17 protein-coding genes are annotated in these 22284 nt (G+C 44.8%); 4 read left to right on the forward strand and 13 right to left on the reverse strand.

Annotation, left to right across the window (positions count from 1 at the left end):
* Positions 1-18: 18 nt before the first annotated feature.
* On the reverse strand, positions 19-534 hold the full coding sequence (locus AC6H3C_RS12155) for a hypothetical protein (protein WP_497521127.1): 516 nt from the start codon (positions 532-534) through the stop codon (positions 19-21).
* Between the two features lie 133 nt (positions 535-667).
* Entirely contained in the window at positions 668-1729 is a 1062-nt protein-coding gene (gene mltG, locus AC6H3C_RS12160; RefSeq protein ID WP_497521129.1) for an endolytic transglycosylase MltG, read from the reverse strand.
* A gap of 157 nt (positions 1730-1886) precedes the next feature.
* On the opposite strand from mltG, the gene AC6H3C_RS12165 reads away from it, so the two are divergent.
* Positions 1887-3074, forward strand: a complete 1188-nt coding sequence (locus tag AC6H3C_RS12165) for an FprA family A-type flavoprotein (RefSeq protein ID WP_497521131.1) — start codon at positions 1887-1889, stop codon at positions 3072-3074.
* 105 nt (positions 3075-3179) lie between these two features.
* Here AC6H3C_RS12165 and AC6H3C_RS12170 read toward each other — a convergent pair whose 3' ends face one another.
* Positions 3180-4667, reverse strand: coding sequence for a UxaA family hydrolase (locus tag AC6H3C_RS12170; protein ID WP_497521133.1), 1488 nt, complete (start codon positions 4665-4667; stop codon positions 3180-3182).
* 25 nt (positions 4668-4692) lie between these two features.
* Positions 4693-6213, reverse strand: coding sequence for a tagaturonate reductase (locus AC6H3C_RS12175; RefSeq protein WP_497521135.1), 1521 nt, complete (start codon positions 6211-6213; stop codon positions 4693-4695).
* Between the two features lie 551 nt (positions 6214-6764).
* On the opposite strand from AC6H3C_RS12175, the gene AC6H3C_RS12180 reads away from it, so the two are divergent.
* A complete protein-coding gene (locus tag AC6H3C_RS12180; protein ID WP_497521137.1) occupies positions 6765-7532 on the forward strand; it encodes an SGNH/GDSL hydrolase family protein in 768 nt (255 codons plus the stop codon).
* A 70-nt stretch (positions 7533-7602) separates the two neighbouring features.
* Here AC6H3C_RS12180 and AC6H3C_RS12185 read toward each other — a convergent pair whose 3' ends face one another.
* From AC6H3C_RS12185 to AC6H3C_RS12205, 5 genes are all read right to left on the reverse strand, one after another.
* A complete protein-coding gene (locus AC6H3C_RS12185) occupies positions 7603-9630 on the reverse strand; it encodes a transketolase family protein (RefSeq protein WP_497521139.1) in 2028 nt (675 codons plus the stop codon).
* Positions 9631-9790: 160 nt separating this feature from the next.
* Positions 9791-10960 (reverse strand): phosphoglycerate dehydrogenase, encoded by a 1170-nt coding sequence (locus tag AC6H3C_RS12190; protein WP_497521141.1) that lies wholly within the window; start codon positions 10958-10960, stop codon positions 9791-9793.
* A 99-nt stretch (positions 10961-11059) separates the two neighbouring features.
* On the reverse strand, positions 11060-11629 hold the full coding sequence (locus tag AC6H3C_RS12195) for a DUF2179 domain-containing protein (protein ID WP_497521143.1): 570 nt from the start codon (positions 11627-11629) through the stop codon (positions 11060-11062).
* Positions 11630-11674: 45 nt separating this feature from the next.
* Positions 11675-13249 carry a peptide chain release factor 3 gene (locus AC6H3C_RS12200; protein ID WP_497521145.1) on the reverse strand — a complete coding sequence of 525 codons (1575 nt, stop codon included), beginning with the start codon at positions 13247-13249 and terminating at the stop codon, positions 11675-11677.
* Positions 13250-13315: 66 nt separating this feature from the next.
* Complete coding sequence (locus AC6H3C_RS12205) at positions 13316-14419, reverse strand: gamma-glutamyl-gamma-aminobutyrate hydrolase family protein (protein ID WP_497521147.1); 1104 nt, start codon at positions 14417-14419, stop codon at positions 13316-13318.
* Positions 14420-14541: 122 nt separating this feature from the next.
* On the opposite strand from AC6H3C_RS12205, the gene AC6H3C_RS12210 reads away from it, so the two are divergent.
* On the forward strand, positions 14542-15564 hold the full coding sequence (locus tag AC6H3C_RS12210) for a glycoside hydrolase family 16 protein (protein ID WP_497521149.1): 1023 nt from the start codon (positions 14542-14544) through the stop codon (positions 15562-15564).
* Between the two features lie 139 nt (positions 15565-15703).
* Here the strand turns inward: AC6H3C_RS12210 and AC6H3C_RS12215 are convergent, their stop codons facing one another.
* From AC6H3C_RS12215 to AC6H3C_RS12230, 4 genes are all read right to left on the reverse strand, one after another.
* Positions 15704-17992, reverse strand: a complete 2289-nt coding sequence (locus AC6H3C_RS12215; protein ID WP_497521150.1) for a patatin-like phospholipase family protein — start codon at positions 17990-17992, stop codon at positions 15704-15706.
* Positions 17993-18090: 98 nt separating this feature from the next.
* Positions 18091-19014 (reverse strand): YitT family protein, encoded by a 924-nt coding sequence (locus AC6H3C_RS12220; protein ID WP_497521152.1) that lies wholly within the window; start codon positions 19012-19014, stop codon positions 18091-18093.
* 125 nt (positions 19015-19139) lie between these two features.
* The gene (gene rplS / locus AC6H3C_RS12225) at positions 19140-19487 is read right to left on the reverse strand and encodes a 50S ribosomal protein L19 (protein WP_497521154.1); all 348 of its coding nucleotides are present in this window, start codon (positions 19485-19487) and stop codon (positions 19140-19142) included.
* A 146-nt stretch (positions 19488-19633) separates the two neighbouring features.
* Positions 19634-21316, reverse strand: a complete 1683-nt coding sequence (locus tag AC6H3C_RS12230; RefSeq protein WP_497521156.1) for a dipeptidase — start codon at positions 21314-21316, stop codon at positions 19634-19636.
* A gap of 248 nt (positions 21317-21564) precedes the next feature.
* Here AC6H3C_RS12230 and AC6H3C_RS12235 point away from each other — a divergent pair, with 248 nt between their 5' ends.
* The gene (locus tag AC6H3C_RS12235) at positions 21565-22284 is read left to right on the forward strand and encodes a flavin reductase (RefSeq protein WP_497521158.1); all 720 of its coding nucleotides are present in this window, start codon (positions 21565-21567) and stop codon (positions 22282-22284) included.

Consider the following 22284-nt stretch of genomic DNA (forward strand, 5'->3'; position numbering starts at 1 on the left):
ATTTATACTCAAAGACATTTATTTCCTTTTTCGGGAAGAGCGGATCAGATCGCTGAGGTTGAGTTGCAGTCCGGGGTTTACCCGGTCTGGATTGTACGGGTTGCCGTATGATTTTATCACGGCGTTGTTTCGTAGTCCGAGATTGGCCAGTTGGGCGTAGAGTAACTGCATATTTTTCTCAAAATATTTCATTTCCAGGCTGTAGGTCACCACCGGTTTTATCATATAATTCCGGTAGGCGACGAAAAAGGTATTTTCCGTGGCTTTACCAGGGTTGGCATGAACAATTTTGGGCGACAGCGACAGATGATTAATCATGAGCGAATCGCCTTCCTGTAAATAAGTACGAAAATAACCGGCGCTGTCGGTGGCAACAATTTTTAAGGTCCGGTAGTTGATCAAATAGGCATTTTCAACCGGGACGGAATCTTCGCTAAACAAATAACCTTCGAAGATGATCAGTTTTTCGTCCTGACTTTGAGACAGAACGATGAGCGGAATAAAGACAGCAAAAAGCAGTATGCCTGACTTCATTGTTTTTTCCTGCAAACATAGGCTTCTTCTCTGTTAAGATTAATTAAGTTTAGCCAACAAACCTAAAGCACTGTTAAATGATGTTACCGGATGGCTGCCGGGCGCTTTCTTTAATCCGCAATTTGTACTTTTCCTATTGCCAAATCTGATTCTGGTTCAGGGCTTCGCGGTAGCGTTGGGCGTTTTTGTTATGTTCGCTCAGGGTGCGTGCAAAATTATGGTAGCCTGAGAAATCTTCGCGGGCACACATGTACAGGTATTTGTTGTCGTCGGCATTCAGCACGGCATCAATACTCGAAATTTCGGGAAAATTGATTGGCCCCGGCGGGAGTCCGGCATATTTGTAAGTGTTGTAGGGCGATTCAATTTCAAGATGCCTGGTTAATACCCGTTTGATCTCAAAATTGCCCATCGCGAACTTGATGGTTGGATCGGCCTGGAGAAGCATTCCTTTACGGATGCGGTTGATGTATAAGCCGGCTACAATTGGCTTTTCGTCGGCTTTAATGGTTTCTTCCTGTACAATGGAGGCCAGGCTAATCACTTCAACCGGACTTAAACCAAGCTCCCTGGCTTTTTCCAGCCGCTGTTCAGTCCAAAAACGCTCATATTCCGCCTTCATCCGTTCGGCAAACTGTTCGGGGCTGGTTGTCCAGTAAAATTCATAGGTGTTGGGAATAAACATGGCATGAAAGGAATATTCATCAAAACCCATTTGTTCAATCACTTCCGGCCGGGTGAAATAAGTGATTAGTTCAACCGAATCGGGTTCGATGTATTTGGCTACTTTGCCGGCCAGCTCGGCCATGAAGCGCAGGTTGTTAAAGGTCACCGATACGGGTTGCTGATTCCCCGACCGCAGCATATTGACGATTCTGTTGGTGTTCATCCCTTTATCAAAAACATATTTGCCGGGCTTAATCAGGTTGGGGTAGCTCTTCTTTTTGGCCACCCATTTAAAGGCCTTCTCATTTAGAAGAATATCCCGGGCCCGAAGAGAATCCAGAACCTGTTCAAAACTGGCGTCGGAAGGGATGGTAATACTGCCCGGATTTTTTACATTTCCGTCAAATATGTAGTTAAAAAGCTGGTAACCTCTAAGTCCGGTCAATACAAAGGCTATAGCAAACAGAACGATCAAAAGTTTATTTAACTTGGGGAAAAGCATAATCCGGTTATTCAAATTCAATTTCATCTTGTGTTGTTTTTGAACTGCAAAAATAAACTTTTCGGCGAATACCGCTTCATGTGAGCTTTACCTTAAATTTCGGCAAAATTAAAACCCGGCAACATAGGTTTAATCTAAATTGCCTATTTTCGTGTACTCGCAGATTCAAATAAAAACGAAACATATGCACCAGGTTAAATTAGCTGAAAACATTTATTATTTGGGTTATAATGACCGCCGGACACATTTGTTCGAGAATATCTGGCCGATACCGCGCGGGGTATCCTATAACTCATATCTGATTGATGATGAAAGAGTTGCCTTGATTGATACGGTGGAACGTCAATTTATTGATGATTATCTGGAAGATATTGATGCAATTCTTGGCGGGCGAAAAGTTGATTATCTGGTAATTAACCATATGGAACCTGATCATTCGGGAGCCTTGAGGGCGATTGTTGGTAAATACCCGGAAATTACGTTGGTGGGAAATAAAAAGACCTTTGGTTTTGTTGAGAGTTTCTACCTGAAGCCGGTTCATGTACTGGAGGTCCATGACGATTCTGTGTTGAAGTTGGGCAAAACAACGCTTCAGTTTCAAACCATTCCGATGGTACACTGGCCCGAGACGATGGTTAGCTACGAGGAGACGAATAAAATTTTGTTTGCCGGAGATGCTTTCGGCAGCTTTGGCACCCTCGACGGCGGTATTTTTGACGATGAAATCAACCTCGATTATTACGAGGTGGAAATCATGCGTTACTTTACCAATATCGTTGGGAAGTATTGCCCGCACACCCAGAGAGCCATCAAAAAATTAGCTCCGCTGGAAATTAAGATGATAGCCGCTACGCATGGCCCGGTTTGGAGGAGTCATCTCGATTGGGTATTAAGCCGTTACAACAAATGGAGTACTTACACCACCGATCCGGGTGTCGTCGTCGTTTACGGCTCGATGTACGGAAATACCCAAAAGATGGCCGAAGTGATTGCCCGCCAGCTATCGGTCCGGGGGATCAGGGATATTCATGTGTATGATGCTTCAAAAACACATGCTTCCTACATCATCAACGACCTGTTTAAGTATAAAGGATTTATCGTGGGCAGCGCCGCTTATAACAACGAAATGTTCCCAACCGTTGAAACCTTGCTGAGCAAGATTGAACACATGGGGGTAAAAGATCATTACCTGGGTATTTTTGGAAATTATTCGTGGAATGGAGGAGGGGTTAAAAACCTGAAAAAATTCGCGGAAAATATAAAGTGGGAGTTAATTTACGACCCGGTTGAAGAACAGGGCGCCCTGAAAAAAGACAAATACGAAATGTGCATTGAACTGGCCAACGCCATGGCAGACAAATTACTTGGATAAACGAAGCAACAGCTTAAAAACAACAGCCATCCGACAGTTGCCGGATGGCTGTTTTACTACTACTCAATTACTACTAACCACCCCTACAAGAGGGGATATCTTCATTTATAAGGTGATTCCGGTTTTAAAGATAGCAATTTCTTTAAAACCGCTGAGTTCATGTTTTAATTTTTTACCTTCAGCAACTGCGATCAGTTCGGCAACAAATTCTTCCAATGCTTGCTCCATCGTTTGGTTCTCGACCAGTTTCCCGGCATTGTAATCAATCCAGTTCGATTTTTTTTCAAACAAGGGCGTGTTGGTCGAAATCTTCATGGTTGGAACAAAGCTTCCAAAGGGGGTGCCCCGGCCGGTGGTAAACAGTACAATCTGGCACCCGCTGAATCCCAGGGCCGAAGCGGCAACCAGGTCGTTACCCGGCGCATAAAGCAGGTTTAGCCCGTTCTTTTTAATCGGATCGGCATAAGCCAGCACATCAACCACCGTTGCGGTGCCGCCTTTCTGGGTACAGCCCAGCGATTTATCTTCGAGTGTGGTGATTCCGCCTTTTTTATTTCCGGGGGAAGGGTTTTCATAAACGGGCAGATCGTGCCTCAGGTAGTATTCTTTAAAGCCGTTAATCATGTCAACGGTTTTATCAAACACCTCCTTGCTTTCGGCTCTTTCCATCAGCAAATGTTCGGCTCCAAACATTTCGGGTACCTCGGTAAGGATGGTACTGCCTCCCTGCGCTACCAGAAAGTCAGAAAAAACACCAACCAGCGGGTTGGCGGTGATTCCCGACAAACCGTCGGAACCACCACACTTTAACCCGACTTTTAAGCTGGAGAGAAGTACATCCTCCCGCTTATCATGGCGCATTTGCTCATAAATTTCCTGAAATAACTTCAGGCCTTCCTCCACTTCATCTTCTACTTCCTGAGCAACCAGAAATTTAATTCGTTTGGGATCGTAATGACCGATAAATTTTTTCAGGTGATCAATCTGGTTGTTTTCGCAACCCAGTCCAAGCACCAGGACACCCCCGGCATTCGGGTGATTGATGAGTTGTGCCAGGGCTTTCTGGGTGTTGGTATGATCGTCGCCCAACTGCGAACATCCGTAACTGTGTTTAAACACATGGATGCTGTCAATATCATCGGCAGCATGGTTTTCTTTGAAAAGCGAAATGATTTGTTCTGCCTGCCCGTTAACGCAACCAACGGTCGGCACAATCCAAAGCTCATTCCGAATGCCCACGTCGCCGTTGCTTCGCTTAAATCCTTTAAATGTAAGCTGTTTGCCTGCAAACGGCAGCTGATTGATTTTTGGTTTATACTCGTAACAGATTGTTCCGGACAGATTGGTTTTTGTGTTGTGAACATGCACATGTTCTCCTGCCGGTATGGCTTGGGTGGCATGGCCAATTGCAGAGCCGTATTTTACCACATCGCTCCCTTCAGCAATGGTTTCCAACGAAATTTTATGGCCGCGGGGAATCTCGTTAAGGATTCTTACCTGCCGGCCGTCAAGCTCAATTGATTCGCCTTTTACGTAATCCTTTAAGGCAATTGCCACATTGTCTGCCGGATTTATTTTTATAAAGTCTGCCATTTACAGCAATTTAAGTTTGTCGAAATTAGTTTGCCGAAGCCGATAAGTTCTGTTTCGATTTAGCCTCGATGGTTATTTGCATTAAGGGGTTATTGGCATTTAGTACGGCCTTAACCGCTTTTTTCATGCCTACCTGCTGAATTAAAAACAGGTAGTGACTGACCGTGATGGTGAGGTTGGGAATCCGGTTCAGGTCTTGTTTCCATACCTTATCCAGACTCAATACTTTTTCAACCAGCTGATAAATTGAAATGGGTCTGCCGTCACATGCGGCCCAGGCTTCCCGGTAGAAATCAAGAATCCATTCGTCGTCCTGAACTTTATACCGTACTCCGTCAGATTCGCCCTTGAAGTACGCGATCATGGCTGCCAGCGAAAAGACCAGCTTTTGTGGTAACATCTGGTAGCTGTCTACAAAGTTGAGCAGCGACGGCAGGTTTCTGGTTTCCCATTTCGACATGGCATTCAGGGCAATACTTTGCCATAAGTGACGGATATACGGATTTGAAAAACGTTCAAGAATTTTATTGGCAAATTGGGTCAGCTCTTTTTCGGTTCCGTCGAGAACAGGCAATACTTCGTCGTAAACCAATCCTTTCATAAAGTCGCCCACTTCCAGGTGTTCGTAAGCTTCGCGGACCGTTTCAATACCGCTCAGGTACGAAACAGCATAACTTCCGGTATGGCACCCGTTCAGTACCTGGACTTTTTGTTCGCGGAAACGGGTCATGTCTTTTACAAACTTCACATCCAGGCCGGCTTTGTTTGCCGGAAATTCTTTAGCTACCCATTCGGGCGCTTCAATTACCCAGAGGTGAAAATATTCGCCCACGACCACCAGCTGATCTTCATAGCCCAACTCAGTCTGAATTTCCCGGATGTCGTCTTTGGGGAAACCGGGTACAATCCGGTCAACCAGCGTATTGCAGAACGCGCAGGCCGTTTCTGTCCATTGTTTGAATTCGTCGCCCAGCTTCCAGTTTTCGGCGTGTTTCAGGACATACTTTTTCAGCATGTCGCCGTTGCGGTCGATCAGCTCGCAGGTGAAAAAGATCAACCCTTTATCCGCGGCGCCGTTGAATGCGTTGAAACGTTCGTAAAGCAAAGCGGTAACTTTGCCGGGGAATGATTGCTGAGGTTGCATATCCAGCCTGTCGTTTTCGTCATAGCAAATCCCGGCTTCGGTGGTGTTGGAAATCACAAAACGCAAATCCGGGTTCAGAACAGATGCTTTGTAGGTTTCAAACTCAGTATAGGGATTAATTCCGCGGTTGATACATTGAATGAACTCGTATTCCTTAACTGGTTTGCCGTTTTTAATTCCTTTCAGGTAAACATGGTAAAGTCCGTCTTGTTGGTTTAACAGGTCAACCATCCCGGTAGCCAGAGGCTGAACCACATCGACACCCGCGTTAAACCCGATTTCATTATTCATTTTTTGAACCATCCAATCGGCAAATGCCCTTAAAAAGTTACCTTCTCCAAACTGTAAAATACGGGTTGGGTATTTTGCAGCGTCTCTTACGTTTGTTCTGTCCAGTTTCATGATCTTGGTTTATTTTTTAAATTTTTTGTTTTTCCGTTATCGCACACGGTAGTTGTTTTAAAAAAAATCGTGTTTGTACACGATATTTGCCGCGAATGTAGAAAAAAAATTTTTGATCGCCCAAATCCTCAAATGTTAAAAATTTTATCGTGCTTATTTATAGGTTGTTATAAATAGGCATTCCGGATTCTTAATGTTCAGTTTAAATTGGATTTCAACCTGCTGAAAGATTTTAATAATTTTATTCATCTACAAGGTGAAAGTGTGACAAAAACAGGGAGGGATTTTTGGTGACCCGGGGTTTGGAAAAGACGGTTAATATATGAATAGAGTGGAAATATAAGTATGATCGTCGTTTTCCATAATCCCGGTAAAAAAAGAAAATTATGCCGGCGATGCAAAAAGAAGAGAACGTTTTAACAAAGCTTGCGAACTTCATCCGTATATTTGTGAAACATCAGGCAAGCCCGGTGACGGGTTGACTGACTTACCACCCGAAAATGCGGTAAGCCGGGCCTGTTTCATTACAAATCAGTTAACTAAATAAACAAATGAACCTTTCAAGAAGAAATTTTATCAGACGGTCGGCCTTCCAGGTGGCCGGCGTTGCCAGTGTTCCAATGATTTTGTCAGCTGCTTTGCCGGCTACTGGCAGTAAAAAGAAAGCCGGAACTTCGCTTTTCAATACAGGTGATGTTGTTCTGTTTCAGGGCGATTCTATTACCGATGCCGGACGGAACAAACAAGAGCAAAAACCCAATCATGGCGGCTCGTTTGGCGGGGGTTATGCCTTAATGACTGCTGCCGCTCTGCTGGAGCAGATGCCCGGGAAACAACTCACCATTTACAACCGGGGCATCAGCGGAAATAAAGTATATCAACTGGCTGAACGCTGGCAGCAGGATTGCATTGATTTGAATCCGAAGGTGTTGAGTATTTTGATTGGTGTAAATGATTACTGGCACAAACGGAACGGCAACTACGACGGAACTGTTGAGGTTTATGAAAAAGATTACCGCGCCCTGCTGAAAAGAACGCTGGCGGAACTTCCGGGTATTCGCCTGGTGGTCTGTGAACCTTTCTCGGTAGACGGCGGTACGGCTATTGGCGAGGGCTGGCAGGAAGAATTTGCCCCGTACCGGAAGGTTGCCCAGGCGCTGTCGAAAGAATTTAACACCTTATATGTGCCTTATCACACCATTTTCGAAGAAGCATTAAAACATGCTCCGGCTGATTACTGGTGCCCGGACGGCGTTCATCCGTCGATGGCCGGAGCGCAGCTGATGGCGCAGGCCTGGCTGAAAGTGGTGAAGGGATAAGTCTTTAAAACTGATATAAAATAAATGAGGCCGGAAAACTCCGGCCTCATTTATTTTATCAGCTGCATCATTATGCCAATAATGCTTTTACTTGATTGTAAACATTTTGTCCGGTAAATCCAAGCTTCTCATCCAGTATGGTATAAGGCGCCGAAAAACCGAACGATTCCAGACCAAATACCTGGCCGTCGGCTCCAACCAGGCCTTCGAGTGTTACAGGCAACCCGGCAGTCATGCCGAATTTTTTCACCCCGCAGGGAAGTACCGATTTTTGGTATTCTTTGCTTTGGCTGCGGAACAATCCCTCAGACGGAACCGAAACGATCCGGCATTTTACACCGTCGTTTTCCAGTAATTCTGCTCCTGAAAGCAGCGTGCTTACTTCGGACCCGCTGGCCAGCAAGATCACATCCGGTGTTCCTTCGCAGTCGGTAACAATGTATGCTCCTTTTTCAGCTTGTAAGGCTTCGGCATACCGGTCTGTTTTGGCAGGCAGGTTTTTGATGTTTTGACGCGAAAGGATCAGTGCCGTTGGCGTAGAAGTATTTTCCAGCGCCATTTTCCACGAAACAGTGGTTTCTTCAGCATCGGCCGGACGGAGCACAAGCATTGAATTCTGACCGTGGTGGTTTTTCAGTTTTTCCATCAGTCGGATTTGGGCTTCCTGTTCTACCGGCTGGTGGGTTGGCCCGTCTTCGCCAACACGGAACGCATCGTGTGTCCAAACATATTTCACTGGTAGTTGCATCAGTGCCGCCAGGCGTACAGCCGGTTTCATATAGTCAGAGAAAACGAAGAATGTTCCGCACACCGGAATAACTCCCCCGTGCAGGGCCATTCCGTTCATTAAACAGGCCATCGTTAATTCGCAAACACCAGCCTGAAGAAATGCCCCGCTGAAGTCGCCTTTTTTGAAGGCCGTGGTTTTTTTCAGGAAGCCATCGGTTTTATCCGAGTTGGATAAGTCGGCCGACGAAACGATCATGTTTTCAACCTGACCGGCAAATGCGGCCAATACATTAGAGGAAGCGGCACGCGTAGCGATTCCTGCTTTTTGTTCAATTTTGCTGAAATCAAAGTCGGGAGTTTCTTTTGAAAAGAATTTTTGAAGTTTGACAGCCAGTTCCGGATTGTTTTTGGCCCATTCGGCTTGGGCTGCTTTTTTCTCGGCGGCAGCTTTAATCAATTCATCTTTCCGCGTATTGAAAAGTTCCTGCACCTCGTCGAAAACAGTGAACGCATTTTCAGGATCGCCTCCCAGGTTCAGAATTGTTTTCTCCAGAGAAGCGCCGGCTTCTCCAAGCGGCATACCGTGGGTAGCGCATTTGCGTTCGTAGTTTTCGCCGGTAGCTGTAAGGGCGCCTTTACCCATGATGGTTTTACCAATAATCAGGGTCGGTTTTTCTGTTTCAGCCTTAGCTGCTTTCAGGGCTGCGCGGATTTGTTCTACCTCGTTGCCGTCGATGGTGATGACTTTCCAGCCCCAGGCTTCGTATTTTTTTGCTGTATCTTCAGTCGTTACTTCTTTAGTCTCGGTTGAGAGCTGAATGTCGTTTGAATCATAGAACATGATCAGGTTACTCAGTCCCAGGTATCCGGCAATACGACCGGCTCCTTGTGAGATTTCTTCCTGAACGCCCCCATCCGAAATGAAAGCGTACGTTTTGTGTGACATCCAATCGCCAAAACGTTCAGTCAGGAAACGTTCGGCGATGGCGGCGCCCACCGCCATGGTATGGCCTTGTCCGAGCGGGCCGGAAGTGTTTTCAACTCCGCGCGATGCGTCAACTTCAGGATGTCCGGGGGTTATGCTTCCCCATTGTCTGAAGTTTTTCAGGTCGTCCATGCTGTAGTTTCCTGTAAGGGCCAGGATGGAGTACAGCATCGGAGACATATGTCCCGGATCCAGGAAAAACCGGTCGCGGTTGATCCAGGTCATATCACTTGGATCGTAATTCAAAAACTCGGCATATAAAACACTTACAAAATCAGCTCCGCCCATGGCGCCACCAGGATGGCCGGATTTTGCTTTTTCAACCATAGCAGCCGAAAGAATACGAATATTATCTGCTGCTTTTTCAATCAACTTGTTACTCATGATTTTTTTAATTTTTTGCCAGAATTATATCTTTCGATTGATGACATCGCATGCAAAAATAAAATATTTTCCAGATAAAGGACGGTTTAAAAAAAGATACCGGTAAGTTTCGCAGATGCGTTTTACATACCGGTATCTTTATGTCCTTTATTTGTTTGCATTACGGAAGGATGCGGACCATAATGATTCCTTCGACAGACGACAGTTTTTCTGTGAGCCCGGCCGAGGGAGCGGGTCCGTCAATATCAATAATGTTATAGGCAATATCTGCTTTGTTTTTGTTAAGCATGTTGGCAATATTCAGGCCTTCCGATGCCAGTATGCTGGAAATCTGGCTGACCATATTGGGAACGTTTTTGTTGGCAATAACAATGCGGGGGCCGCCATTACGTTCCATTTCGGCTTCGGGAAAGTTAACCGAGTTGACGATGTTGCCTTTTTCAAGGTACTCGCGAACCTGGTCAACAGCCATAACGGCACAGTTGGTTTCCGATTCTTCGGTGGAAGCCCCCAGGTGTGGAATGGCAATGACGTTTTTCATTTTTAAGGTTTCCTCATCCGGGAAATCGGTGACATAGCAACCGACTTTGCCCGATTCAAGCGCTTCTTTGATGTCGGCCGTTTTGACCAGGCCTCCGCGGGCAAAATTGAGGATACGCACACCGGGTTTCATCATTTTGATCTTGTCTTTATTGATGTAACCTTTTGTTTCGGGTGTTTGCGGGATGTTAACCGATACGTAATCGGCTTGAGATAACAACACCTCGATCCCTTCAGCACGCTTTACATTGCGGCTCAATCTCCAGGCTTGTTTTACCGAGATATAAGGGTCGTATCCCAGCACTTCCATACCCAATGCCTGGGCTGCATTGGCAATCAATACACCAATGGCTCCCAAACCAATCACGGCAAGTGTTTTTCCGCGAATTTCATTTCCACCGAAGTTTTTCTTTCCGGCTTCAACAAGAGCGGGGACTTCGTCGCCTTTGCCAATCAGGGTTTTTGTCCACTCAATGGATTGGGCAATGCCGCGCGACGATAACAATAAACCTGCAATAACCAGTTCTTTCACGGCATGGGCATTGGCTCCCGGGGTATTGAAAACCACAATTCCGTTTTGCGTACATTTTTCAACGGGGATATTGTTTACTCCGGCTCCTGCCCGTGCAATGGCCCTTAAGCTTTTGGGTAATTCCATGTCGTGCATTACCTGACTTCTGACGATAATCGCGTCAGGGTTTTGAAACTCACTGGCAATTTCATATTGGTCCAGCGGGAAATTTTTTAGCCCGACGGGATCAATCTTATTTAAGGTCTGAATCTTAAACATGTGTTATAAATTTTGTAAAGTGCCTTTATTAATGAGAAGTTTTAAAGTATGACAAAGATCACAATTTTATTTAAGAAATGATAAGCGAAGAGCATTTTTTTATTTGCCTTTACGCCATGTTCTGGCGGGTGAGAGGAGCGACTGTACGCCTTTGCTCACAAACTTTACATCTTCAATCGAATAGAAGGCCTTGGGATTGTACGACCGGATAATTTCGATGACAACCGGCAAATCCGATCGTTTGATGATTGAATAGATGACGGCGACCCGTTCGGTGGCGCCGTGCGCTTCATGATAGGTAATCCCGTAACCTTTTGCTTTCAGTTTGGCAATCAGGTTGTCCGCATTGGCCCGGGTAATAATTTGAAGTTGGACAATGCCAACTGCGAGTTTTTCTTCCAGAATCAGACCGATATAATTTCCTGCGGCAAAGCCTAAACCATAAGCAATATAGGCCACCCAGTTTTCGATGTTCTGAATGATTTTACTCATGGTGATTAACCAAATAACGACTTCAAAAAAGCCGAGAACCGGTGCAATCAGCTTTTGTCCTTTGGAAACCATGACAATCCTTAAGGTACCGATCGTCACATCGCTGATCCTCGCGACGATGATCAACAACGGGAGTACCAGGTATGAAAACAAATCTGTTTGATAGAATTCCGTCATGCCCGCTAATTTGTTTACTACGAATATAGGAATAAAAAGAAGGACTTAAAATTCGCTGGTGAAATGAAATTTGATGTCCTTAAATTCGTCCTGGGTCATTTGTAAAATGAATGCGGAATCGGCCATGAATACATCCCGTCCGCGTTTGTCAACGGCCATTTTCTGATGTTTACGTTTTTTAAACTCGGCCAGTACTTTTTTATCATCACATTCAATCCAGCAGGCCTTGTGCATGGGCATATTTTCGAACCGGCATTTGGCGTTGTACTCGTGTTCCAACCGGTACTGGATGACTTCAAACTGGAGCTGGCCAACCGTCCCGATAATTCTTCGTCCGTTAAACTGGCTGGTAAACAATTGGGCGACACCTTCTTCCATTAACTGGTCGACACCTTTAGCCAACTGTTTGGATTTCATGGGGTCGGCATTTTCGATATAGCGGAACATCTCGGGGCTAAAACTGGGCAATCCTTTAAAATGAATGTTTTCGCCGGAGGTGATGGTGTCGCCGATAACGAAGTTCCCGGTATCGGGAACCCCGATGATATCGCCGGGGTATGCTTCGTCAATGACTTCTTTTTGCGATGCCATAAACGCTGTTGGGCTCGAAATCCGGATCGTTTTTCCGGATCGGATGTGTTTGTATACATTGTTGCGTTCGAACTTGCCTGAGCAAACTTTCACGAAAGCTATCCGGCTGCGGTGGTTGGGGTCGATGTTGGCATGAATTTTAAAAACAAAACCCGAAAAATCGTTTTCATCCGGTTTAATTTCACGCTCTTCCGTATAACTTGGACGTGGTGGCGGGGCAATTTCAACGAAAGCATCCAGCAACTCCTGTACGCCGAAGTTATACAGGGCGCTTCCGAAAAATACCGGGGCCAATTCGCCTTTCAGGTACTCTTCGGCATCAAATTCAGGATATACGCCGTCAACCAGTTCCAGTTCTTCACGAAGGTTTACCGCATCGTTGCCAATGTGCTTTTCAAGTTCCGGGTCGTTGATGTCGTCAAACAAAAAGCCTTCTTCGATTTCCTGAACATTGGCATTGAACAGGTTAAGGCTGCGATTGTATATATTATAAACCCCTTTAAAATCGGGGCCACTGTTGATGGGCCAGCTTAAGGGGCGGGTTTTTATTTTTAGCTGGTTTTCAATTTCATCGAGTAAGGCAAAGGTGTCGCGGGCGGGGCGGTCGAGTTTATTGATGAATACAATCACCGGAGTTTTCCGCATCCGGCACACGTTCATGAGCTTTTCGGTTTGAGGTTCTACCCCTTTGGCCGAATCGATGACAATAATAACGCTGTCGACAGCAGTGAGGGTACGAAAGGTATCTTCCTGAAAATCCTGGTGTCCGGGTGTGTCGAGGATGTTTACCTTGTAGCCGCGGTATTCGAATCCCATTACCGAGGTGGCCACCGAAATTCCGCGCTGGCGCTCAATCTCCATAAAGTCAGATGTTGCCCCTTTTTTTATTTTGTTACTTTTTACGGCGCCTGCAACGCGGATGGCTCCACCAAAAAGTAATAATTTTTCGGTCAGCGTGGTTTTTCCTGCATCGGGGTGACTGACAATCCCAAACGTTCGTCTTCGTTTAATTTCTTCTAAAAAGCCCATGTTGAAAATTTGAGTTGCAAAAATAGAACTTTTTGAAGAAGTATGAAGAAATAAAAGAGGAATAGATCAATTGACCATTTTGGATATTCGTTTCCAGAACTGTTTGTGAAATTTCAGTCCGTCTTTCCCGATTCGTTCGTAATAACTTTGCATGTTATCGCGGGGAGAAAACCGGTATTGGGGGCCAGGTGAAAATAATTCCGGAATTTCGGGATGAAACTGTACCCCGATCACGTTTGGATATTTTTTATGTCTGAAGGCTTCAATGACTTTTCCATCCATCGATCGGGCGGTAACTTCCCAGCAATTGCTCAGGTTTTCAACAGCCTGATGATGTGAACTCAAAACGGGAGGCGATATATTCGATTTCCATTTAAGGTCTTTCATAAAGAATCCGCCAATTTCGAGCCGGAGCGGATGAAAGCTGACTGCCATGAGTTGAGGGTTGTCAAAAATTTCCTGCCAATAGTTGCGGTGCATGTTATCCGGATCAATCTGAACGGTGCTTTGCGGGTTCGTGGCGTTATACAGTTCTGCCGGAATATCCTGGATCAGGGTACCGCCGGTAGCTACGTTCATGGTTTGCATACCCAGACAGAAGCCAATGACGAAAAACTTGGGGTTACGTTCGAGAAAGGGAGTGAAATTTGGGTTTTTATTGCTCCCCAACAAGTGAAAAGCGAATGAAACTTCAAATAAATGCCTGTCGGGATCAGTAATCACGGAATACGTTTTTTCTTCACCATAGATGTCCGGTTGAATGTCGGGGCCTCCAAAAAGAAATACGCCTTTGGTTTGGCTGAACATGATGTCGAAGTTGTTGGTAAAATCGTTGGGCTCAAAAATATTATCCGTTGTTAAAGTTCCTGTAAGTCGCTGTAAATGAAATTTTTCGAGGTTATTGTCCCGGATGTAGCGGATCGATTGGGAATAATCATATTTCTCGGCATAAAAATAAATCCCGATAAATTCCGTTTCACCAACAAATAAAAGATGGTTATCTACCAGGTATTTTATTTTTTCGATGTTACTGACGGTGGGATTGGTCATCAAAATATATGATTTGGCCGGATCATAGTCAGTATTGAAGAAATTCTGGGAATAACCGGATATGGAGAGGAAAATGCTAAAGATCAGTAAAACTGAAAATAAGATTCTTTTACCTTTCATATCGATAACAATTTGTTAGAATTTTGGTGATGAAATTAATCTTTTTCGGCAGAACAAAAAAAAAGTGAACGAGTATATTTTTTATTATTATTTTTAACTTTCGTTTTAATAAACCGGAACCTATGTCATTCAAGCTATTTTTCCTTAAAACTTTTAAGGGGTTAAACAATACCGATAAAGTTGAAAACTATCGGGATAAACTTTGGTCCGATTACCAGAGTTTTGTGAAAGTTCAGCAATCTGATGATCTGATGCTGTACATGGAATTAGATCAGTACATCAATTCTCCCAATTTTAAGAAGGATAAAGCCGGAATAAAATCGAAAAACTTTGAGGGTAGTTCCGAAGAAAAAAAACTTCTTGAATCAACGATTCAACAAAAAGAGCAAACCTATCAGCGGTTAAAAAAAGATCCCGGCATCCAGAATTACTTAAAATATAAAGAGTCGAATGCTTTCGCTTTTTTCAGAAACTGGGATTTGGTGTTTGAAGACCGTTTTGACGGTAATGAACTGGACCGGACGAAGTGGCAGCTCATTTCGCCCGCAGCGCAGAAAACCATTGGGAAGAATTTTTCGAAACACGGCGATTTACATGCGTATACCGATGGCAAAAATGTTCAGATTAGGAACAACCACCTTCAGGTTGTAGTGAAACGGGAAAAGACCGAATCGCTGGTTTGGAACTTGCCCTTAGGTTTTAAAACAGAAAAGTTTGATTATTCGTCCGGACTGCTGAACAATGTGGCATTTGATGCCCATTTTGGTATCCTCGAGGCAAAAATTAAATTTCAGCCCAAAAGTCAGCTGGTCGACGTTTTTTACCTGGCTGACGATAAAAATGAAGCCCGGTTGAACCTGCTGGAATGTGGTAAAGTGTGCCGCCTGGGGTATGCCACCGGAAACGGTAAAAATTACTTCGAACCCTTGTCGGGCCTGAAGGTTGGACATTTCTATATTTTCAGAATGGAGTGGGAGCAAGGGAAGATTGTCTGGAAGATCAATAACCAAAAAATTTATAGTCTGGAGCAACAAGTGCCGGATAAGCCCATGAAGCTGAACATCAATTCCATCGTGGTTGATCATATTGAGAATTTACCGCACTATTTTGAAGTGGACTGGGTTCGCTTTTATCAAAAGAAATAGGTGAAAGAAAGCCGGCAGCGTCTGCTGTCGGCTCGTTAGTCACTTGGAGATAGCTGTATTTTCAGGATCATCTGATCCGAAAAATACAGCTATTCTTTTTATGGTCAGCGATCGATTGTTTACACGAACAAACCAACACTTAATAACCTCGTTTGTTGAAAATAATATAGCCAAAGCTTAACACGAAGTACAGGTTTTTGTCTTCTTTGTCAAAATAGTTGGCGGTAAAACTGATTGGTCCCAGTCCGGTGTGATATACCAAGGCCCCGGACCCCATAAACTGAACAGAAGAAGCAGATGAGTTCCCGTATACGGCTCGTTTATCTTCGGTTTTGTCAATGGTTTTAAGCGGAAGAAACCCGTATGCTTCGGCGCGGATGTGAAATTGGTCGGATAAATTGATGATGGTTTTTAAGCCCGACGCCACATATTTTGTGGCTCTGAAATTGTCAACAATAAAGGTTTGGCTGTATGGAGTGGGCATAAAAGCCGGCGCGCTCAACATGGTTGCCCGGTAATTGTTGAATACCTGCTTGTTGCTGTAAACTCCTTCTCCCAATAAGCCGATCGATAAATGCTTGTTCAGTTTGAAATAATTGTCGTAGGTGCCTCTCAACAGGTAAAACCGGTGGTTGTAATGACCTCTGGGAAACTCGTCGGAAAGCATCCCCGGTCTGAATTGTTCTGTGCCGTCAACATAGGTTAAACCGAGATAGGATGAAATGCCTTCGGTTGGAAACTGTTTGTAGTTAAACGAATTTTCTTCAAAATTAACCCTGCCCGAAAAAGCATCAACATTTGTCCGGTCGGCGTTTTCCGTACTGCGGATTTCGTCGTCCAGGTTGTATTTGTCTGTTGCCCGGGAATAACTTGAACCCAGCATTATCTTTCCTTTGGTCCCAATCGGGAAACCCAGTTCAAAACGGACGTTGTTTTCATCTTTAATAATAAAAGGTGGCAGGACATCTTCAAAAAAGAATTCATTGCTGGTTGAATAATAATCCCACCGGTTGTAGGTAATGTTGGCAGAAATGTAAAAAGGAAGTTGTGACGGGAAGTCAATTCTCGCACCGGCATTAAATGAGCTGTAGAAACGACCGAAATAAATATTGGAACTCAGGGTATAAGCCCGGTTCTTAAAAAAACGGTAATCAACACTGAGAAAACCCTGGTTGATTGGCTTGGTCGAAACGTTCCCTCCAAATTTAATTTCGAGTGGTTTGCCATGCCTCGCTTTCATATGAAGGTCAAAAATGCCATGATCTTCATTGTAAATTGAGACCGGCCTGAGCGATTTGAGTTGCGGATCGGCAATCAGTTTGAAATACTCTTTCCTTAGTTCTTCCAGTCCGATGATGTTTGAACGGCGTTTTATGCTTTGAATGATGTATCGCCGTTGCAGATGATCGGATACGCCTTCTACCTGAACATTTTGAAACTGCAAGTTCGGTTTCCGGGCATTAAATTCTTTTCTTCTCTCCTGAATATCTTCCAGGCTGACTCTTCTGGGAATTCGCGACTTAATGCTGTCAATTACACTCTGTGCTTTGCGGTATCCGGCCTGACTGATGAGGTCAATCTTGTTAAAATCCAACAGGCTGACGTTGCTGAATGTTGTTTCGAGCAAAATACCTTTGTCTTCAGGGACTTCATAGTCGGTTTTCTGCATAATCATATTTTCCAACTGGGCCATTACATCGTCTTCATTGGGCTTTCGCAGGTCGTTGGCTACTTTATGACCGATAATGATGTCGGGTTGAAATGCTTCCACGGTATTTTTTACCGGAAAATTGTTCACAATCCCGCCATCGAAAACCAGTATGCCGTCAATAACGATTGGTTTAAAATAGAATGGGAACGTCATGGAAGCCCGTATGGCTTCTCCCAAATCACCCGATCGTAGTTCGACTTCTTTGTTGTTGTAAACATCGGTTGCAATACATAAAAAGGGAACGAATAACTGATCGAAATTATAATTGCAAACCGCGTTGGTGGCCGCGAATAATTCCATAAAAGCAAAATCCATCTGTTCTTCGGGGATCAGGTTGGTCGGGAGCAGGATTTTCAGCTTATTTTCCCTGCGTTCGAGGTCAAGGCTAAGCCATGACGGTGTTTCTTCCGGTTTATGAAAGAAATAACGGTATTCTTCCTGGATTTTGCCGGTTGACCAGAATTTGAACTGGTCAGATTTAAAAAGTTCTTCCATCTCGTCGGTTGAAAAACCTGCCGCATATAAACCGCCGACAATGGCGCCCATCGATGTGCCCGAAATATAATCGATCGGGATGTTGTTCTCTTCGAGCGCCCTGATAACGCCAATATGAGCAAGGCCTTTCGCTCCTCCGCCACTCAATACCAATCCCACTTTTTGCGCCGGAAGTTCTGATATGAACAGAAAGAAAAAAAAGATGAAAAGTAAACGTTTCATGATTCCCGTTAAACGATTATTTGACTTTGGACGATAGCATTCAAATTTATAAAAACAGGAAGAATAACCGTGAAAATTTCGTTTTAAGTTAACGAACCTTAAGAATCTAATTTCATTTTAAGCGACTGGAATCCTTCACCCAAAATTTCCCGGGTATCCATGACCGTGATGAAGGCGTCCGGATCAATCTGGCTGATAAACTGTTCCAGTATCGTCATTTCGCGCCGGCTGACAATGGTAAAAATAATTTGTTTTTCATCGTCGGTGAACATTCCCTTGCCCTTGAAATAGGTGCCGCCACGTTCAAGGTCAACTAAAATCTTTTGTTTAATCTCTTCATGCTTGTCTGAAATAATAAACAAGGCTTTGTTGTAATCGATTCCTTCCATAGTGATGTCGATGGCTTTCCCGGTGATGTAGATGACCAGCCAGGAGTACAGCGGGATTTGCCAGTCCTGGAAAGCGGCCAGGCTAAGCAGAACAATGGCTGAATCGACATAGATCATCAGTTGTCCGAGCTGAATGCCTGAATATTTGGCAATGATCATGGCAATAATGTCCGACCCGCCGGATGTGGCTCTTGATTTAAAAATAAGCCCGAGTCCGAAGCCAATCAATACCCCGCCGAAAACGCACGATAGCAGGACGTCGGGTACCAGGGGGGCTTCGCCGTCGACCCGCAGGTAGGTAATCAGGTCCATGAAAACAGATGACAGGACAAAGCCGATCACTGTTTTTACGCCAAAGCGGGGGCCCAGGATCTTTATTCCGGCAATGGTTAACGGAATATTCAGGATCAGACCAAACAGACCAATTGGAATGCCGTCGGGCCAAAAAGAAAACATCCCCTTTGTGAGGTAATGCACCATAATGGCAATACCATACACGCCACCCGGAACAATCTTGTGCGGCGAGATGAAAAAAACAAAGCCAACAGCCAAAATAAAAGCGCCGATTGTAATGTAGCTGTATTCTTTAAACCACCTCAGGGTGAACAGTTTTTCTTTTTGAAGGAACGCCATGGTGTTTTTTTTGTAAATAAAACGTTATTATACAAAATAATCGTTGATTTTTATCAAGAATGAGGGGAACAGGTAAAAAAAAGGCCCCCGAATCCGGAGGCCTTTCAAATATCATCAAAGTTTGTTTAAACTCTTTTTTCTTTGATCCTGGCTTTTTTGCCGGTAAGGCCACGCAGGTAGAAAATACGTTTGCGGCGTACATTACCTTTTTTGTTGATTTCAATTCCGTCGATAAAAGGAGATGAAATCGGGAAAATACGTTCAACACCAACGTTTCCAGACATTTTACGAACGGTAAATGTTTTGGTAACGCCTGTCCCTTTCACCTGGATCACTACACCTCGGAAATCCTGAATACGCTCTTTGTTTCCTTCTTTAATTTTGTAGTGAACAGTGATGGTATCGCCGGCGCCAAATTTTGGCAGTTCATTTTCAACGACGAATGCGTTTTCTGCTACTTTAATTAAATCCATTTTCTTTAAGTTTTAGGGCAATATTACACATTTTCGCGTGTAAGAGATTGCAGAAATTTTGCGCAAAAGTAATAAAAAATACATGTCATCAAAACTTTCTTCCGAATTATATTGAAAGAAAATCAATTAGCCTGTTCAGTGACCAGTTAGTGGCCACCGGTATCCTTCGTCCGGAAATGATCGCCGGTACTTTTTACAATGGCATCGTACCACCATTGGGGATACCCTGGATGTTCCGGATTGGCGGGTAACCCGTATTCATTTCGTTCAAATTTACCGTCTTTTTCTTTCTTGACATTCCCGTCGATATATTTAATTAACAAGTACTGAAACAGTTTTTCCCACTCGGCGGTCATGTTATTCGATTCATTAACTGAGTACTGAGTCAGAAAAGCCCGCGCTTTTTCTTCCCCTTCTGTTTCGTACAATAACTTGGCCGCCTGATCGATGGCTGGTGTGTAGGCGATAAATTTGCCTTCGAGTTGCGCCTGGGTTGCCCGGATGTGCTTAATCATCACATCGTACATGAGGTAGGCAAAGTTGGTTACTTTATTGAAAGTCCAAAAGGCTGATGTTTCGGAATAGCTAAGCAGGTCGCCGTTGCCCTCGCGGAAGCATTCGGGAATCTCGGTAATTCCGCAGTAAATCGGTACGTAGCAGGTGCTGTAGGTATCATCGACGCCAAACCACAAAATGCCGCCAACCGGGTTCGGTAACCAGGAGCGGGATTGGGAGACAAATGAGAAGCCGGTTTGCTGGGTCGAAATGGCCCGTTCGTTGCAATAGTCAACCGAGTCAACCTGCCAGGTCAATCCTCTCCAGCGGTACGGCAAACGGTACGGACCGGCGCCCAAATCCTGTGTCATATCCAGTTCGGTTCCTTCGAAGTGGTCGCGCATCATCTCCATCACATCTTTCACGTTCAGTTTTTTGTCGGGTTTCACCCACAAAGGCATGCGGTTCGAGGCGAACTTATTTTCGTTTTCATATTCGATCAGACCTTTGGCATAGGCTGTAAATTGATCCATGCCTGAAGCCACTTTATTGAAACCTGCCCAAACCCGGGCCTCACAGAAACGGGCAGCGCCAAAGTCAAGAGGCGCATATACATCCGAAAAGCTGAAATCTTTGTTGACTCCGTCGAACCAACCTTTTTCGCGGGCAAATGAAATCACATCTTTTGAATAGATGCAGTTTTCTTTGTCGTTAAGCGGGAAGGTGGTAATACGGGCCTGGTTGGCGTGGCCGCTGATGTAGCCGTCGGGAATACGTTGTGCCACCCATACGGCGCCTTTTTCGCCCTCGCCTTTGCCAATCATTTCCAGGATCCAGACTTCTTCGGGGTCGGCAATCGAGAACGATTCGCCCGAGCTGGCATAGCCGTATTCTTCAACCAGTTTGGTCATCACGTCAATCGCTTCGCGGGCTGTTTTTGCGCGTTGCAGGGCCACGTATATCAGGCTCCCGTAATCCATGATGGCTGATGGCTGTGTGGCCAGTTCTTTCCGTCCTCCAAAAGTTGTTTCGCCAATGGCCAGCTGAAATTCATTCATATTTCCAACGACACTGTAAGTGCGCGCCGGCTCAGGAATACGTCCCATGAACTTGCCGGTATCCCATTCGTAAATGTCGCGCATAGCGCCTTCCGTATGGTTCATGGCCGGTTGATAATATAGTTCGCCGTAGAGGGTATGCGAATCGGCGGCATAGGTAATCATGGTTGAACCATCGGCCGAGGCGCCTTTGGTAACTAAAAAGTTGGTGCAGGCCATTACCTGCCCCGCCGCAAATAGGGCGGCTAAAAGTAAAATGCTGATTTTTCCCGTCATTATTTTGTTATTTTTTAAAGTTTTCAGTGAAAACAAAGATAAACATTCCGAAATAAGTCAGAAAGAATGAAAAAATTGAGCAGGATAAAAATGAGAAAGCTCAGGCTGCTTGCTTTTATTCGGGCGGCAAACATGAAGGGCGGCCGGCCGCAGCTTGCAGATGATGGAAAATATTCAGACCTTTAAGCAGGTTCATCAAAAACGGGATGAATCTGCTATTGACTAATCATATTCAAAAAAATAATCCTATGAAATTACGGGCATTTCACAAATTATCCTATGGTTTATACCTGGTGGCTTCGGAATACGAGGGAAAGAAAACGGGCTATATCGCCAACACGGTTTTCCAGGTGACATCGCAACCGCCCCTGGTTGCTATTTCCTGCCATAAAAACAATGAAAGCGCTGAGATTATCCGGAAAGCAGGGGCGTTTTCGGTTTCGGTTTTAAAGAAAGAACTCGATGTGAAACTGATTGGCGATTTTGGTTTTATGTCGGGTAGCGATATGGACAAGTTTGCAAACAGAACACTGACCACCGCCAAAACAGGTGTTCCCATTGTATTGAACGAGTCGGTTGCCTGGTTTGACTGCGAGGTCAGGGAAGAAAGCGATTTAGGTTCGCATTGGCTGATTATCGGGGAGGTGGTCGACAGCGATATCATAACGGATGAAGCCCCACTGACATATGCTGATTACCGGGAAAAATACAAGATGTTGTCGCCCAAAAACTCGCCTACCTATCTGGAACGTGATAAGCTGGAAGAGGAATCACAGTCGCAATCGCAATCACAATCACAAAAGGAAGCAGGAGCTAAGCACACTTGCGTAATTTGCGGGTACACTTATGATCCGGAAGTTGGCGATCCGGCATCGGGAATTCCTCCAGGAACGCCGTTTGAAGATTTGCCGGAAGATTACCGATGCCCGGTATGCAATGCTGCCAGGGAATATTTCAAGAAAATCTAA

It is taken from the genome of Gaoshiqia sp. US2 (assembly GCF_059705485.1).